The sequence below is a fragment of the Agrobacterium sp. CMT1 genome (genome assembly GCF_037203725.1).
GTDB classification, from domain to species: domain Bacteria; phylum Pseudomonadota; class Alphaproteobacteria; order Rhizobiales; family Rhizobiaceae; genus Agrobacterium; species Agrobacterium pusense.
The window spans coordinates 73,480-88,851 of sequence record NZ_JBBCAR010000019.1 but is presented as its reverse complement, the minus strand read 5'-3'; the positions used below and the strand labels follow the sequence as shown (position 1 = coordinate 88,851).

The 15,372-nt window shown below is 59.5% G+C and carries 17 protein-coding genes; 15 read left to right on the top strand and 2 right to left on the bottom strand.

The window, feature by feature from the left end:
- Positions 1-166 precede the first annotated feature (166 nt).
- A complete protein-coding gene (locus tag WA845_RS23420) occupies positions 167-430 on the bottom strand; it encodes a hypothetical protein (RefSeq protein ID WP_337322664.1) in 264 nt (87 codons plus the stop codon).
- 770 nt (positions 431-1,200) lie between these two features.
- On the opposite strand from WA845_RS23420, the gene WA845_RS23415 reads away from it, so the two are divergent.
- The 9 genes from WA845_RS23415 to WA845_RS23375 all read left to right on the top strand — a co-directional run bounded on the left by WA845_RS23415 (position 1,201) and on the right by WA845_RS23375 (position 9,017).
- A complete protein-coding gene (locus WA845_RS23415; RefSeq protein ID WP_144579075.1) occupies positions 1,201-2,151 on the top strand; it encodes a GlxA family transcriptional regulator in 951 nt (316 codons plus the stop codon).
- Positions 2,152-2,233: 82 nt separating this feature from the next.
- Complete coding sequence (locus WA845_RS23410; protein ID WP_337322663.1) at positions 2,234-3,049, top strand: alpha/beta fold hydrolase; 816 nt, start codon at positions 2,234-2,236, stop codon at positions 3,047-3,049.
- Between the two features lie 178 nt (positions 3,050-3,227).
- Positions 3,228-3,986: an SDR family oxidoreductase gene (locus WA845_RS23405; protein WP_337322662.1), complete on the top strand. Its 759-nt coding sequence runs from the start codon at positions 3,228-3,230 to the stop codon at positions 3,984-3,986.
- Positions 3,987-4,047: 61 nt separating this feature from the next.
- Positions 4,048-5,250: an MFS transporter gene (locus tag WA845_RS23400; protein ID WP_337322661.1), complete on the top strand. Its 1,203-nt coding sequence runs from the start codon at positions 4,048-4,050 to the stop codon at positions 5,248-5,250.
- Between the two features lie 92 nt (positions 5,251-5,342).
- Positions 5,343-5,882, top strand: coding sequence for a carboxymuconolactone decarboxylase family protein (locus WA845_RS23395; RefSeq protein ID WP_337322660.1), 540 nt, complete (start codon positions 5,343-5,345; stop codon positions 5,880-5,882).
- A 142-nt stretch (positions 5,883-6,024) separates the two neighbouring features.
- Positions 6,025-6,855: an alpha/beta fold hydrolase gene (locus tag WA845_RS23390; protein WP_337322659.1), complete on the top strand. Its 831-nt coding sequence runs from the start codon at positions 6,025-6,027 to the stop codon at positions 6,853-6,855.
- Between the two features lie 36 nt (positions 6,856-6,891).
- Positions 6,892-7,611 (top strand): hypothetical protein, encoded by a 720-nt coding sequence (locus WA845_RS23385; RefSeq protein WP_337322658.1) that lies wholly within the window; start codon positions 6,892-6,894, stop codon positions 7,609-7,611.
- 179 nt (positions 7,612-7,790) lie between these two features.
- Positions 7,791-8,003 (top strand): heme-binding protein, encoded by a 213-nt coding sequence (locus WA845_RS23380; RefSeq protein ID WP_337322657.1) that lies wholly within the window; start codon positions 7,791-7,793, stop codon positions 8,001-8,003.
- A gap of 177 nt (positions 8,004-8,180) precedes the next feature.
- A complete protein-coding gene (locus tag WA845_RS23375; protein ID WP_337322656.1) occupies positions 8,181-9,017 on the top strand; it encodes an alpha/beta fold hydrolase in 837 nt (278 codons plus the stop codon).
- Positions 9,018-9,310: 293 nt separating this feature from the next.
- On the opposite strand, the gene WA845_RS23370 is transcribed toward WA845_RS23375, so the two are convergent.
- Positions 9,311-10,681 carry an aminotransferase-like domain-containing protein gene (locus tag WA845_RS23370; protein WP_337322655.1) on the bottom strand — a complete coding sequence of 457 codons (1,371 nt, stop codon included), beginning with the start codon at positions 10,679-10,681 and terminating at the stop codon, positions 9,311-9,313.
- Between the two features lie 259 nt (positions 10,682-10,940).
- Here WA845_RS23370 and WA845_RS23365 point away from each other — a divergent pair, with 259 nt between their 5' ends.
- The 6 genes from WA845_RS23365 (at position 10,941) to WA845_RS23340 (ending at position 15,370) form a co-directional block, all read left to right on the top strand.
- The gene (locus WA845_RS23365; protein WP_144579084.1) at positions 10,941-11,423 is read left to right on the top strand and encodes an MSMEG_0572/Sll0783 family nitrogen starvation response protein; all 483 of its coding nucleotides are present in this window, start codon (positions 10,941-10,943) and stop codon (positions 11,421-11,423) included.
- Between the two features lie 68 nt (positions 11,424-11,491).
- On the top strand, positions 11,492-12,481 hold the full coding sequence (locus WA845_RS23360) for a Nit6803 family nitrilase (RefSeq protein WP_337322654.1): 990 nt from the start codon (positions 11,492-11,494) through the stop codon (positions 12,479-12,481).
- Positions 12,474-13,592: an MSMEG_0568 family radical SAM protein gene (locus WA845_RS23355; protein WP_337322653.1), complete on the top strand. Its 1,119-nt coding sequence runs from the start codon at positions 12,474-12,476 to the stop codon at positions 13,590-13,592. The genes WA845_RS23360 and WA845_RS23355 overlap by 8 nt, the downstream gene beginning before the upstream one ends.
- Positions 13,589-14,128 carry an MSMEG_0567/Sll0786 family nitrogen starvation N-acetyltransferase gene (locus WA845_RS23350; protein WP_337322652.1) on the top strand — a complete coding sequence of 180 codons (540 nt, stop codon included), beginning with the start codon at positions 13,589-13,591 and terminating at the stop codon, positions 14,126-14,128. Before WA845_RS23355 ends, WA845_RS23350 begins: the two co-directional genes overlap by 4 nt.
- On the top strand, positions 14,128-15,099 hold the full coding sequence (locus WA845_RS23345) for a sll0787 family AIR synthase-like protein (protein ID WP_337322651.1): 972 nt from the start codon (positions 14,128-14,130) through the stop codon (positions 15,097-15,099). Before WA845_RS23350 ends, WA845_RS23345 begins: the two co-directional genes overlap by 1 nt.
- Positions 15,092-15,370 (top strand): MSMEG_0570 family nitrogen starvation response protein, encoded by a 279-nt coding sequence (locus tag WA845_RS23340; protein ID WP_337322650.1) that lies wholly within the window; start codon positions 15,092-15,094, stop codon positions 15,368-15,370. The genes WA845_RS23345 and WA845_RS23340 overlap by 8 nt, the downstream gene beginning before the upstream one ends.
- Positions 15,371-15,372 lie beyond the last annotated feature (2 nt).

The following is a 15,372-nucleotide window of genomic DNA, read 5'->3' as shown; positions in this document are numbered from 1 at the left end:
GTCGTCGATTTCGGAAATTGATTGGATATGGGCCAGCTATCGAGAAGAGTGAGCGGAGGCGTGTTGGAGTGAGGATTCAAATCGTACTGCTCGTGACCGGGATACGAACCGCTGTAACCTAAATTTTGACCGCAAGAAACCGACAGACATGTCGAACGTTGCCAATTCACCACCATTTGAAACTAGTATTCAGGAATTTACTGCCCTTGATCACATCGCGGAACACGAGAAGCTGCGGACAGAGCTCTATAGGCTGAAGACTCTCTGCGGCTTTGAAAGCGGTGGGGTAGCTGAATCCCGCTGCCGACAGCGCAGGCGCACTCTCCACCGAATACAGTGCGTGAAGAACGATGCGCGCGCCGCGAAGGTTCACTGCAGTCTTAGGAATGAGTACGGTCCATGGCACCGCGAGCACGTAATCCTGTGGCACGACGATTCTCCACGTCCTCTGGCATGGGCGGAGCGGCCTGCAGAGCGGACAGCGGAACATTGTATAACGCGTCGACCTCGCCTACCCGGAACGCCGCCAGAAGATCCTCGGTCGTGTCTGATCCCGGTTTCCGAGCGGTCGGCAACGGCTTCGCGATATAGCAGTTGACCGGGACTATCCACACCAATCAAACAAGACGAAAGGGAGCTCAATAATCTTCAAGGCGCTGCCGACCTCCAAGAAAAGCGACAAGACGTTGACGAGCCTCGTCGATTTCAAGGATGAGGACCTAATGCTCGGAGACGTGATCGTGGCAGTGGACTACTCTGCTGTGAACTACAAGGACGCGGGCGCCATCACCGGCCGGATGGATGTCATTAACGCTCGCGGGGATTGACACTGTAAACGCTCCCAAAGCCGTGCGGGCGAGGCATGGTCGCGACTTGCCCGGAATCTCGACTTAAAAAGCTGGCGCGCACAGCATCAGTAATCGGTCTTGGCGATGTGCTGGATGCAGCAGTCCGATTGTTAAAAGAAGGTATCCAGGGCCGTACTGTCGTCGATGTCAACGCCTGACAACGCAGGATACGAGGCTTTGCGTTGGCTGGCACGGAGCGTGCCAGAAACGTGCTGCGGCTAGCCTTCAAGGCGGAAATTATCCATTCGCGCTGCCGTCCAACAAACGACATTTCTTGTCTTCGATGTGAATAGCGTTTGTTCGATGAATGCGGTCGAATTAGTCTGAACCGTCAATTCGGGAAGGAAAGAAAATGCGACAGGTCGGTCTGGTCCTTGAAGACGGGTTCCAGCTCATGGGACTGGCAGCCCTTGCGGCTTTCGAACTCGCCAATGCCCAACTCGGGGAGGAAGGCTATCAGTTGACCGTCCTGTCGGAGAATGGCGGTACGGTCAGGTCCTCAATGAATACGGGCATCGAGACGGTGGCCCTTGGTGTGATGCCCGACACGCTGATGGTCGCGGGCGAACTCGTTCCTTCTCCCGTTTCTCCTGGGCTGCGTGGCTACTTGGCGCTAGCCGGAAGGGAAGCTCGCCGTGTTGCCGGAGTCTGCACGGGCGCATTCGTCCTCGCCGAGGCCGGTCTGCTGGACGGGCGCATGGCCACCACCCATTGGGCACACGCATCCACCCTCAGGTCTCGATTTCCAAGGGTCAACGTGGACGAGGATCGGATTTTTATCCGCGATGGCAATATATGGACCTCAGCCGGAATGTCCTCGGCCATCGACCTGACACTGGCGCTGATCGAGGACGATCATGGCCCGGCACTGTCGCGATCTATCGCCCGCAAGCTGGTCGTATATCATCGCCGCCCGGGCGGCCAGTCGCAATTCTCGGCGCTACTGGAACTGGAGCCGCGCTCCGACAGGGTAAAGCGCGCCCTGTCCTATGCCCGTGAAAACTTGCGAAATGCACTGTCGGTCGAGGAACTGGCAGAAGCCGCCAGCCTGTCACCCCGGCAGTTCAGCCGGGTTTTTCGTGAGGAAACCGGTCAGTCGCCCGCGAAGGCCATCGAGATGCTTCGCTTGGAGGCCGCGCGCGTGATGCTTGAAGAGGGCCGACATCCGATGGACATCGTTGCCCGCGACACCGGATTTGCCGACCGTGACCGAATGCGCCGTGCTTTCCTTCGCAGCTACGGGCAGCCGCCAGCGAGCTTGAAGCGCAGCCTCAAACTGATGGAAGACAGCACGGCAGCGTGACTGCATTCACCGCCTCTATGTCATTTCAGCCAACCATAGCCCACGCTAACCTGCCGCCATTCCCACGGAATGGAGAAGCAACATGGAGAAGATTTCACGTAACGGCTGGCTGGATACAAGCCACGGCCGCGTTGCCATCAGGCAGGACGGACCCTATGGCGGCATCCCCTTAATCCTGCTGCAGCGGTTTCGCGGCACAATGGACGATTGGGATCCGGCCTTCATCAGGTCCATATCCGCCGATCGGCGCGTCATCCGCTTTGACAGCGCAGGTATTGGCCGATCCGAAGGACGCGTGCCCGAGACGATTGCGGGAATGGCTGCGGTTGCGGCTGAGGTGATCGTCCGGCTGGGATTCAACCAAGCGGATGTTCTTGGTTGGTCGCTCGGCGGTGTCGTGGCGCAGCAACTGGCTCTTGATGCCCCTCACCTCATCCGCCGACTGATCGTAGCCGGGTCCAGCCCGGGCGGCATCACCGATGGACCCCAGCCACATCCGCGCGTGCCACAGGTCATGACAAGTAGTGTCAACGACGAACCGGATTTCCTCTTCCTTTTCTATCCCGAAACGGAAACCGCCGTTTCCTGCGGTAAGGCGTCGATCGCCCGGATTGCGGCGCAGCTCGACCCCGGGCCGGCAGTTACCGCCGAGGCCTTCATGGCGCAGATCAAGGCGATCTCCAGTTGGCCGGGGACCCTGGCCCGCGCGAAGGATCTACGCATGCCGATCTTGGTCGCCAACGGTGCCCATGATGTGATGCTCCCCGCCTACCGCTCCTTCGTTCTTTCACAGCAGGCGCCTGACGCCAGGCTGATCCTTTATCCGGATGCAGGCCATGCCTTCCTGTTTCAGGAGATCGATGATTTCGCGACACAGATCGATCTATTCCTCGCCTGAAGCCACAGCAACGTGAGAGCAGATTCAGACAATACCCGGCCACCGCGCCGGGTCTTTTATGTCCTCATTAAAGTCCATGTCCTGAATTGCCGTTTATACGACATTTGAGACTAGAGATCTGGCAAGCATATTGGGCTCACCGAAAGCGCCACGGTGGCGCAGCAGAAAGGACGATCCCATGCAAATGACCGGCAACACAATCTTCATTACCGGCGGGACCTCAGGCATTGGCCGGGCGCTCGCCGAGGCCTTCCATCGGCTCGGCAACAAGGTCATCATCGCCGGCCGGCGAAAGGCGTTGCTTGACGAGGTGGGCTCCGCCCATCCCGGCATTGACGGTGTGGAGCTCGATATCTCCGATGCGGCCGACATCGACCGTGTCGCCGCGCAACTGATCCGCGACTACCCCACCTTGAACGTCCTGATCAACAATGCCGGTATCATGCCGTTCGACGATCCTGCGAACCGCATTGATGATGCCACATCGCGCCGCATTCTGGACACAAACCTGCTCGGTCCGATCCGCTTGACGTCCGCGTTGATCGAGCATCTCAAGGCTCAGCCGCGAGCGACGATCATCCACAACACCTCGGTCCTCGCCTATGTGCCGATCGCCACCAATGCAGTCTATTCGGCATCGAAAGCCGCACTGCATTCCTACGCCCTGTCGCAGCGCTTCATGCTGAGGGATACAAGTGTGACGGTGCAGGAAATCGCGCCGCCCTGGGTGGATACCGATCTTATCAAGAAGAGCGGCGATCCGCGCGCCATGCCGCTGGATGCCTTCATCGCAGAAACCATGAATGGTCTTGCGACCGAGGCGCCGGAAGTCTTCGTGGAGGGTATCCGCGCCCTGCGAGACAATCCCGGCCTTAATGAACATGTGCTGGTAAACGGCTTCAACGCCCAGATTGCCGCAAACCCGATCCCCGTTTGACATCTGTCGTAGCACCGGAGCCTGAGCGAATTTTAGGCTCCGCTTCAGAAAGATTTCCCTAATGTCCCTGTCGCTCACCCAAACATCCCATGCCGCACTGGTTCCGGCAGGGTTCCTTGCACTTGGGACCTTCGCCATCGGTACCGAGGGCTTCATGATTGCGCCCCTGCTGCCGGTCATGGCTGAAGATTTCCGGATGGCTGTACCGACGGTGGCCCTCTTGGTTGTCGTGTTCACCTTGGTACTGGCCGTATCCTCACCGATCACCACCGTTACAACCGGCAGGCTGCGGCGGCGAAAGGTACTGCTGATCGCTATGTCGATCTTTGCCATCGGCAACCTCGTTGCGGCGATCTCGTCTTCCTTCGCCGTGCTGATGGGCGCGCGGATTCTTATGGCCATCGGTGCGGGCCTCTATGTGCCAGCCGCAAATGGTCTTGCCGGCGTCATCGTGGCCCCGGAAATGCGCGGTCGGGCGCTCGCCATCGTCAGTGCTGGCCAGACCTTGGCCATCGCACTTGGCTTGCCGCTGGGCGGTCTGATCGGCCATGCTTTTGGATGGCGGGCAACCTTCCTGCTGGTGGGCGCCATGAGCGTCAGCGCGATTGCCGGCATCCTTGGAGGGATTTCGCGCGAGGCCGGCCAAGGAATAGGGGTTGCAAGCCTGAGGGATCGTGTCCTCGTGATCCGTCAGCGTCCGGTTCTGCGACTGCTGGCCATCAGCCTCTTCTGGTCAATCGGTGCTTTTGCCGCCTATCCCTATATCGCCGAATATCTCATCGCCGTGCTCTCCTTCGGGCCGATGGCAATTACCGCGACTGTTTCACTCTGGGGACTGTCAGCCGCAGCCGGCGTGATGACCGGAGGGATCCTGAACGACCGCTTCGGCGCGAACCGCGTTGTGCACTGGTCGCTCGGTCTGTTGGGACTGTCCTTCTTGGTACTCGCAATAGCTTCTGGCCTGCCGCCAACATTCTCGCTGATCCCCGTGCTCAGTGCCGTTGTTCTCTGGGGCTTTACCGTCTGGTCGTTCTTTCCGGCACAAATGTCGCGGCTGATCGGAGCCGGACCACCATCTCAAGCGCCCGTCGCCTTGGCACTCAATACATCGACAATGTACTTCGGGTTCTCCGTCGGAAGCGCGCTCGGCGCGACCGTACTCGGCATGGGCGCCATCTGGGGCATCGGCGCGCTGGCTGCGGCAGCAGAACTGATCGCTGTAGCCCTGAACGCCTCGGCCTCCCAAAAAACCAATCCGCAATAGGCGCTACCGCTCCGGCCACGCCCAATTCACTGAATCATCCTCTTCCAACCGCGATTGATCGCCTCGGAAACCAACTCAATAGGAGCAACCAAATGCCCTCTCGTATCGATACACCCGCCGCCGCCGCTGCCTCCGGCGAAACGGCCGAAGTCTTTGCGGCGATCCGCAAATCCGTCGGCATGGTGCCTAATGCCTATGCCGCCATCGGCGCCCTGAATACGCCAGCCCTGCAGGCAATGCTCTCAGCCGACGCTGCACTTGCGCGCGGCGCGCTGTCAGCCCAGGACCGCGAAACTGTCAAGCTCGTGGTCAGCACGATTGCCGGCTGCGATTATTGTGTGGCGGCCCATAGCCTTGCCGGGAGGGCGTCCGGCATTCCCGTCGACACGGTGCGCGCAATCCGGGCGCTGGAACCGACGGGTGATGCACGCCGCGATGCACTGGTCCGGTTTGTCCGTGTCGTTCAGGAGAGCAGCGGAACAATTGACCAGGCTGAGCTCCATGCGTTACGCGCCGCTGGCTTTCCGGACGAGGCCGTTGTCGAAATCGCCCTGGCGATTGCCATCATCACTTTCACCAACGTCTTCAACCGCGTCAACGACACCACTGTCGATTTTCCGGCCCTCAAGTGATGCTCCCTGCCCCTCCACATGGCACCGTCATATCGAGGGGCGTCCCGAACGCCGTCTTCTCATTTCGAACGGCTCTGCCCAACGCTATCGTCCCCCCAACCATCCATGCCTCGGTCGCGGATGACCGCAGAAGGACCAGATCATGAGCACAACCCTCCAGACCGCGCCGACCCTCTATGTTGAAACAGGCGGCATCCGTTTCGCCTATCGCAAGCTCGGACCCGAAAGCGGTATCCCGCTGGTCTTCCTCCAGCATTTTACCGGCACCATGGACGCCTGGGATCCACGCGTCGTCAAAGCACTGGCCGCGGACCGCCCGGTCATCCTATTCAACAATGCGGGCGTCGGTACATCGACTGGCACCGTGCCCGATACCATCGAGCAGATGTCCGCCGATGCGGAGAACTTCATGGTGGCGCTTGGCCTGAGCGAAGTCGATCTTCTCGGGTTCTCGCTCGGCGGCTTTCTCGCTCAGGTGATCGCCACCCGTTCGGTGGTCAAGGTCCGCAAGCTCATCGTCGCCGGCTCTGCCCCCAGAGGCGGAGAGGAACATCTCCTTGAGGTGGTGGGAGAGGCATTCTCGAAGAACGCCCGCGACGTGCGCCTTCCTCTCTTCTTCACGCCAAGCGAGGCAAGTCAGGAAGCCGGGGCAGCCTTTGTCGACCGGACAATCGCGCGAATACAAAACCGGGACCCGGAAAGCGGTGAAGCCGTCAGCAATCCGCAGGCGGCTGCGATCATCGCATGGTGCGCAAACAAGGATGACGGACATGCAACACTGAGGGCAATTCGTCAGCCCACCCTCATCGTTCATGGCAGCGACGACACCATGTTTCCTTCAATCAACGCCTACGAGATGTTCAAGCATATGAGCAGCGGTACGCTGATCATCTATCCCGACTCCGGCCATGGCGCCCTGTTCCAGTATGCCGACACCTTCGTTGCTCACGTCCGGACCTTCCTCGACGCTTGAACGGACGCCCGCACCAGATTCCAAAGGACCTCGTCTATGATTACCCTCGCGCAGAAAATCATCGATGCCCATGGCGGCCTTGACACATGGAAGACATTCTCCAGCCTGACCGCTCATCTAAAGCAGGGTGGTGCGCTCTGGCACCTCAAGGGCCAGGGCGGCAAGCTCGACGAGACCGATGTCACGGTCGGGCTCGGCGATGAATGGGCTTCACACCATCCGTTCGGCGCCGACGGCAACGTCACTTTTTTCCGGCCCGACAAGGTCGAGATCAAGGACAGCACGGGCCGGGTGCTTGAGGAACTCGATGCGCCGCGTGACTCCTTCGCCGGCCACACGCTCGAGACGCCGTGGACGGAGCCGCAGCTTGCCTATTTTGCCGGGATTGCGATGTGGACCTATCTTAACATACCGTTCCTGCTGGCCGCACCCGGCGTCGTTAGCGAGCAGCTGGCAGACTGGGACGAAAATGGCGAGACCTGGCAGCGCCTGAAGGTGACCTTCCCGAAGGAGATCGCGACCCACAGCGCCCTACAGACACTTTATGTCGATGTGGACGGCTTGCTGAAGCGCCACGACTATGATGTCGAAATCGCCGGTAACACGCCCGGCGCGCACTACATCGCCGGCTATACGACGGTTTCGGGAATCAGATTCCCAACCGAGCGGCGCATCTTTCCGCGCCAGCCCGACGGTCAATCGCGTCCCGAGCCTCTCGTCGTGTCGATCGACCTTTCCGACATCAAGCTGCGTTGAGCGCCAGCCTACAATAGCAATGCTCTCCGTCCTCTGAGAAAACAGCGATGTATGTTCCCCAAGTAAGTTTGACGCCGCCAAGGCAGCCATCATGGCAGCAGCAATCAAGGCGGCCGAGATCGGCATCCGTGCGACCATCGTCGTGCTCGATCGGGGTGGAGAGCAGATCACCAGGGCGCATGGATCAAGCCTGGCCTGGCGCCTTTGATCTGGCGCGGGGCGAGGCTGAGACGGCCCGGTCGTTTCATGCACCCTCCGCCGCATTTGTCCCGTTGATCCAACCGCGCGCCAGTCTATTTGCGGTCGGGAATGTCGGCGCCGGCAAGTATGCCATTCTTCCCGGCGGCCTTGCCATCGAGCGGGAAGGACACGTCACTGGAGCTGCCGGTTAAATCGGCGGCTTTGGTGAACAGGACGCACTGATAGCTGCAACTGCACTCGAAACAGCCGTCTCTGAGCAACAGGAAAAACCGTAATCAGCTGACACTGGCGACCACCACAATGATCTGGTCGTCCGCAATGACGGAAGCGACCGTATGGGGTTCGCATATCGAAAAGGGACATCCGTTATGACTACTCACATGTTGATGCCGAAAGATGCTTCGTTCACTGAGATCGGTGGCTTGAAAATCCGAATGGTACGATTCGCTTCGCAGGACGGACTACCGATACTTATGACGGCGCCCTGGCCAGAAAGCATTTATGCATTCAATGTCCTGTGGCCGCGGATCTGTGGCATAGGTCCCGTCACCGCCGTCGATCTTCCAGGCTTTGGCATGTCCGAGAGTCGTCCGGATCTTATGTCGCCCGAGGCAATGGGCCGATTCCTCATCCGGACGATGGACGAACTGGGCATCGAGCGAGCGCATGTCATTGCGCCCGATGTCGGCACGCTTGCCGCGCTCTTCGCTGCGAGCAGCAATCCGGAACGGTTTGAAAGTATCCTCGGTGGTAGCGGCGGCATTAGTATGGATCTTCTGGGCGAGCCCTTGCGGCAGATTGTTGAGTCCTCGCGGGACGACTTCGCTGGCTCCGATGGCGGTGAACAAGTATATCAGCTTGTGAAGACCATGGCGCGGACGACAATTCCCGAGATCATTCTGCAGGATTACCGAGCGTCATCCAAAGGACAGCGCTGGAACGAGGTTGCGGATTTTGTCCGCGCCTATCCTCGCGACCTTCCCCGTCTCGCCGAGTTGCTGCCCACAATAGGGACGCCGACCCTGGTGGTTTCGGGAAAAGACGATCCATTCGTTCCACCTTCGAACGGGCAGTTTCTGGCGGAAAGCATGCCGCATTGCCGAGCCGTTGTAGTGAGGGCCGGCCACTTCGTCTGGGAAGATGCTGCTGAGACCTATTCTTCGCTGATTTCCAGTTGGATCTCCCGGGACTATCGCGATATCTGATGCGGACTGGGTGACTGTGCCTTCACTACAAGCCATCCATCACTCCGGGGAGCAGCGTTAGTTGAATGCTACGCCCTATCGACAGCGCAGACGCTTTTATCCTTTGAAAGGCCCGCCTAAAAAGCCAAAACCAACATCGACGAATGTTCTATTGCCTACAGGATCGGCGGCGTATCTCGGCACGATGTGACGAGGTTGCAGTCAACTTTTCCTCAGCCGCCGCTTTCGCCGCAATCAATCTGCTGGGAGAATTTGATCGAGGCTTCGCCCTGTGACGATGGTGCGAGCCTGGTTCAGCCCATCCAACCAGCGTCGGAGAGCGAGTTTGCCATGAACAGCAGTCCGGCGCGCAGCTGTTCACGGTTGACGATGCCCCCCAGACACACTCTGACATGCTCGTCAGGCGCGCCAAGCACGGTAAATGCGTCTGATGGCATCAACCCGACATGACGACCGGCCATCCGTCCCATGAGTTCGGCCCTGCTGAAACCCTTGGGCAGCTTTAGCCATATGCTGAAAGCCTCAGGTTCGCCTCTGACATCTAAGTCAGGAAGCGCTTCGATGGCGATCTTATGTCGGGCTGAGCTTTCCGCACGGACAAACCGGCGAATGGCATCGGCCGTACCATCCTCGATCCACCGCGTCGCCAGTGCCATGCATATTGGCGACGGCATGACAGCGCTGGCCCGTAATGCCTGGGCCAGTGAATAGGCGGCTCTGGCGTTAGGGGAAACTGTGTAGGCAAGGCGCAGACCTGCTCCAAGGCATTTCGCGAGGCCGCCGATATGCCAGGTGAGGTCGGGAGCAAGCGTAGCAAAAGGTACGGGCGCCGTTGCGGGAATGAAGCCGTATGCATCATCCTCTATCAAAGGCAGTTTATGCCGCAGGACAACCTCGGCGATCTCCATTCGCCGCTCGCGTGGAATGGTCAGCGTCGTTGGATTATGGACCGTAGGATTGAGATACAACGCTTTCGGTTGATGCAAGTGGATGGCGGCGTCAAGCGCGTCCGGCAGAATGCCGGAAGCGTCCGTCGAAATTCCGACGAGTTGCAATCCCATGCGCGCTGCGATCGCCCGCAAACCGGGATACGTCACCGCCTCGCACAGGATGACATCGCCAGGTCTCGTCATCGTCGAAAAAAGCGCTGTCATCGTCGCGTGCGCTCCCGGGGTGATCGCGATCCGCTCGAGACTTGGCACCATCCCCCTCTTCGACAGCCAGGACGATGCCGCGGCTTTATCTTGTTCTCCGCCGGTCGTCGACTGGTAGCGGAGAAGGGAAATAAGGTTTGCGGAAACAGTCTGCAGTCCTTCTTGCATTCTCGCGACGAGCTCCGGATCCTGTGGCTCTGGAGGCATGTTCATCGACAGATCCTCGTCCCCGGCGCGGCGCGGATCGATACGATGCTCCTCTTTCGGGCGGCCGAGTGCAAAGGTACCTCTTCCGACGTGGCTTTCCACGAGACGTCTGGAATGCGCTTCGGCGTAGGCGCGGCTGACTGTCGTGAAGTCTATCTTGAGACGCTCGGCGAGCCTGCGTTGTGGCGGCAATCGATCACCAGCGGCGATATCGCCTCGCTTGATCGCCAATTCGATCGCGTCAGCAATCTGGAGATAACGAGGCTTGCCGTCACGACGAAGTTCAGGGAGCCACTTCAACATTTCATCTTACCTCAAATATTGATTGTTTCACATTGTATGGATAGCATGAGGCGGATTCAAGTGTTGATTTGGCGACGAACCTGAGATCATAAATTGGGCATAAACGCCGATTTTAGAGCTATTAATTGAGCAAAGCGTATGTTCCGTATGCAGAATTACGGTTCATCAAAGAAATATTGTATGCACAATGAACTGCTTATTGATTCATACAATTTCGTTCGTATCGTTTCTGTATCAACCCGCGTAAGGAGATGCAGATATGCCTGAAGTAACGCAGCCGCCGCATAAGGATGGTGATTTCTTTGTCGATTACGAGTCCAAGGTTTTCGAGGATGTTAAGGCCGATCCCGGTGATAAGGCGCTCGTAACCTTCCATACGGTGGCGTTCGAAGGCTCCATCGGGCTTGTGAACATTCTCAATGCCATTCGCCTGCAGCGGAAAGGCTACGAGACTTCTATCCTTCTCTACGGTCCGGGCGTGACATTGGGGATCCAGCGAGGTTTTCCCAAACTCGGCGACGAGGCCTTTCCCGGTCACCTGAACTTTAACAAGAACCTCGAGCGCTTCATGAAGGAAGGCGGCAAGGTCTACGCCTGTCGCTTCGCGCTTCAGGCTCTTTATGGGCACGGCGAACCGGCTCTGATCCCCGGCATCATCCCGATCCTACCTCAGGACGTGCTGGACTGCGTGCTTCTGCACAAGAAAGCCAACGCCCTGATCATCGATACATGGACCGTCTGATTTGACCTTGGCACCCCGCTCGACAGCGAACGGGGTGCACTGTTCCGTGTTACTCAAAGGAGCCAGTCATGCCCAAAACAGTACGTGCCGCCGCCGTCCAGATAGCACCCGACCTCACGTCGCGGGCCGGCACCGTCGAGCGGGTCTTGAATGCGATCGCCGAAGCCGCTGACAAAGGCGCGGAGCTGATCGTATTTCCCGAGACGTTCGTGCCCTGGTATCCCTATTTCAGCTTCGTTTTGCCACCCGTTCAGCAAGGCCCAGAGCACCTGCGGCTTTATGAGGAGGCGGTCACGGTACCATCTGCGGAAACGCGGGCTGTCGCTGACGCCGCGCGCAAGCGCAATGCCGTCATCGTTCTTGGCGTGAACGAACGGGACCACGGCTCGCTTTACAATACCCAGCTGATCTTCGACGCGGATGGCAGCCTGAAACTCAAGCGCCGCAAGATCACGCCGACCTATCACGAGCGGATGATCTGGGGCCAGGGCGATGGCGCCGGTCTGAAGGTTGTCGACACTACCGTCGGTCGCATGGGTGCCTTGGCATGCTGGGAGCATTACAATCCTCTGGCGCGCTATACGCTGATGGCCCAGCATGAGGAAATTCACGCCTCTCATTTCCCAGGCTCGCTGGTCGGCCCGATATTCGGCGAGCAGATCGAAGTCACGATGCGCCACCACGCGCTGGAATCGGCCTGTTTCGTCGTCAATGCCACCGGCTGGCTGAGCGAGGAGCAGATCGCCTCCATTCACCCCGACCCCTCCTTGCAGAAGGGGCTGCGCGATGGCTGCATGACCTGCATCATCACCCCGGAAGGCCGCCATGTCGTGCCACCGCTGACCTCGGGCGAAGGCATCCTGATCGGCGATCTGGACATGCGGCTCATTACCAAGCGCAAGCGGATGATGGATTCGGTCGGACACTACGCACGGCCCGAACTGCTGCACCTTGTCCATGACACGAGGCCCGCACGCGCACGCGAGCAGATCGGCCTTTCAGACGATTTTTCCGAGGCAGAGCAAAGCGAGCCATTTGAGGAGGCTCAGGATGCGTGAATTACAATCCATAGATCCGGAACTCATCAACGATCTCCAGACACGTGGAATGCGTCTCGTCGATCCGCGCGCCGGCCACGAGAGCAGGCGCGGTGGCGCAGGACCCTCGGATCACAAGGCAGTCAATTTCGGCGACACAACCGTCATGGTGCCGGTCCATACCGCACCTGCATTCGACAGTCCCTATCTGGTGGAGGCACCTGATGCCGATGGCCGCGCGCGCATCACCAGGGAAGGCTCCGAAATCGCCCGAATTCGGTTCCCCAATCGCCCGCGATTTTACGATCTGACGACGAGTGATGGCATCCCCTACAACAAGATCGCAGTTCTTCATTCGCGCGACGTTCTTGCCACGACCATTCTGCAAACCTGCATCCGTTACGAAAGCCGCAAGAAGACCTGTCAGTTCTGTTCGATCGGCCAAAGCTTGGCAGCCGGCCGGACCGTTGCGCACAAGACGCCGGCACAGCTTGCGGAAGTGGCGAAAGCAGCCGTCGAACTCGACGGCGTCAAGCACATGGTGATGACCACCGGCACCCCGCCGGGCAAAGATCGTGGCGCTGCCGTGCTGGCGGAGAGTGCCCGCGCCGTGAAGGCGGTCGTGGATCTCCCCATACAGGTTCAGTGTGAGCCTCCGGAAGACGATATCTGGCATGAGCGAATGAAGAACGCCGGTGCAGATGCATTGGGGATGCACCTTGAAGCGGTGACGCCTGAAGTCCGCGAGCGGATCATGCCGGGCAAAGCGAGCGTTCCACTCGAAAAATACTTCTCCAGCTTCGAGGCCGCAGTCAAAGTGTTTGGGCGAGGACAGGTCTCCACCTATGTCCTCGCGGGTCTCGGTGATACGCGTGAAGCCATCCTCGACATGTCGACGCGGCTCGTGGCCATGGGCGTCTATCCATTCGTCGTCCCCTTCGTCCCCATCTCCGGCACTCCCCTCGAAAGCCATCCCGCACCAAAGGCCGATTTCATGGCCTCCATTCTTGCGCCCTTGTCTCAGATCGTCATCGACGGTGGGCTGAAGGCGTCCGACATCAAGGCGGGCTGCGGCAAGTGCGGCGCCTGCTCGGCCCTCTCGACCTATGAGAAACTGAGGATCCCCGTATGAGCCTGATGGATCACTCCGCCTTCATAAGCCCGGAGTTCCTGATCCGGGCAGCATCCGAGCCTTGGGAACTTCAGGGTGTATCTCGTCTGCGGCACCGGGTGTTTGTCGACGAGCAGCGCATATTCGTCGGCGATGACCGCGACGAAATCGACAAGACAGCGATCCCGCTCGTGGCAATCTCCACATTGGCGGCTGAGCCTGCGGAGGTCGTGGGCACTGTCAGGATCCATGAACCAGCACCCCGCATCTGGTGGGGTTCGCGCCTTGCGGTCGCTCCCGCATATCGCAAAGTCGGAAGGCTGGGTGGGGAGCTGATCCGGTTGGCGGTGAGTACCGCGAATGGCCTCGGGTGCACTGAGTTTCACGCCCATGTCCAGCTTCAGAATGTACCCCTATTTCGACGCCTGCATTGGGAGCCGCAAGGAGAGATCGACCTGCATGGCGTGCGCCACATGCACATGCTGGCTTCACTCGATCACTATCCCCCAATATGCGACCCAGCCATCGGCTGGTCAGCAAGAGCACAGAGGTCGTAATGGACCCCTCCGCCCTGGCGACAGCACTCGCAGCCCACCCCTCGATCCGCAGCAAACTTGACATAGCAGGCACGACGCGAGCGCTTTCGATATCAGCCGGAACGGTGGGAATGCCTGGCGACGACGCCGCGGCAATTCCAGCCGTGGACGGCACCTGGGATCTGCTGGCGGGGGAAGGTTTCATGCCCCAGTTCGTGCAAGACGATCCGTGGTTCGCCGGGTGGTGCGGCGTGATGGTCAATCTATCCGATATCGCTGCCATGGGAGGGCGTGCGACCGCGCTGCTCGATGCCGTGTGGGCACCGGACGCGGCGTCTGCCGAGCCCCTGCTTACCGGGCTACGGGATGCCGCCATGGCCTACGGCGTGCCGATTGTCGGTGGCCACACGAACCTCCGAAGCAAAGATCTGAATCTCGCCGTTTCGGTGATGGGACGTGCAAAGAAGCTGATTTCCAGCTTTGCAGCCGCCCCTGGAGATCTGCTTATCGCGGCCATCGATCATCGCGGGCAGTATCGGCCAAGTTTCGACAACTGGTGCGCCGCCCTTGATGCGCCCCATGAACGGCTGCGCCGCGACTACGAGATCCTGCCGGAGCTTGCCGAGGCCGGTCTGGTGGACGCCGGAAAGGACATCAGTCAGGGCGGGATTGTCGGCACAGCCCTGATGCTGGCGGAATCTTCCCGTTGCGGCTTCGAGATCGAGTTGGCTGACATCCCGCTTCCGGAAGGTGTTGCAGTCGACCGCTGGCTGCGCAGCTTTCCGAGCTTCGGCTTTCTCCTTTCGGTCCGGCCGGAACGGGCAGACGACGTCTGCTCAATATTTGCTGCCCGGGGCATCAGCGCCGCTGCCATCGGTCATGCAACGGACAGTTCCCGGGTCGATCTAACGAGCGGTGGCACCCGGGCAACGTTCTGGGACTACGCGGCAGCCCCCTATATCGCGCTCGCAAAGGAGATCGCCCATGCCTGAAGTACGCTTCACCATTAGATGGCCTGATGGGACGGAGGAGAGCTGCTACTCGCCTTCGACCGCCATTACGCGCCATCTCGAAGCTGGATGCACCTATCCCCTGACCGAATTTGTCGAACGTGCCCGCACTGGTCTGAATGAGGCATCGGACCGCGTCGCAGCGAAATTCGGCTTCGCCTGCTCCTCAGCACTCGATCAGCTCGCACAGATCGAAGCCACGGCCACCAACCAGCCTGCCGATTCTCAAGTCACCTGTCTCTCGATGTCATGAAA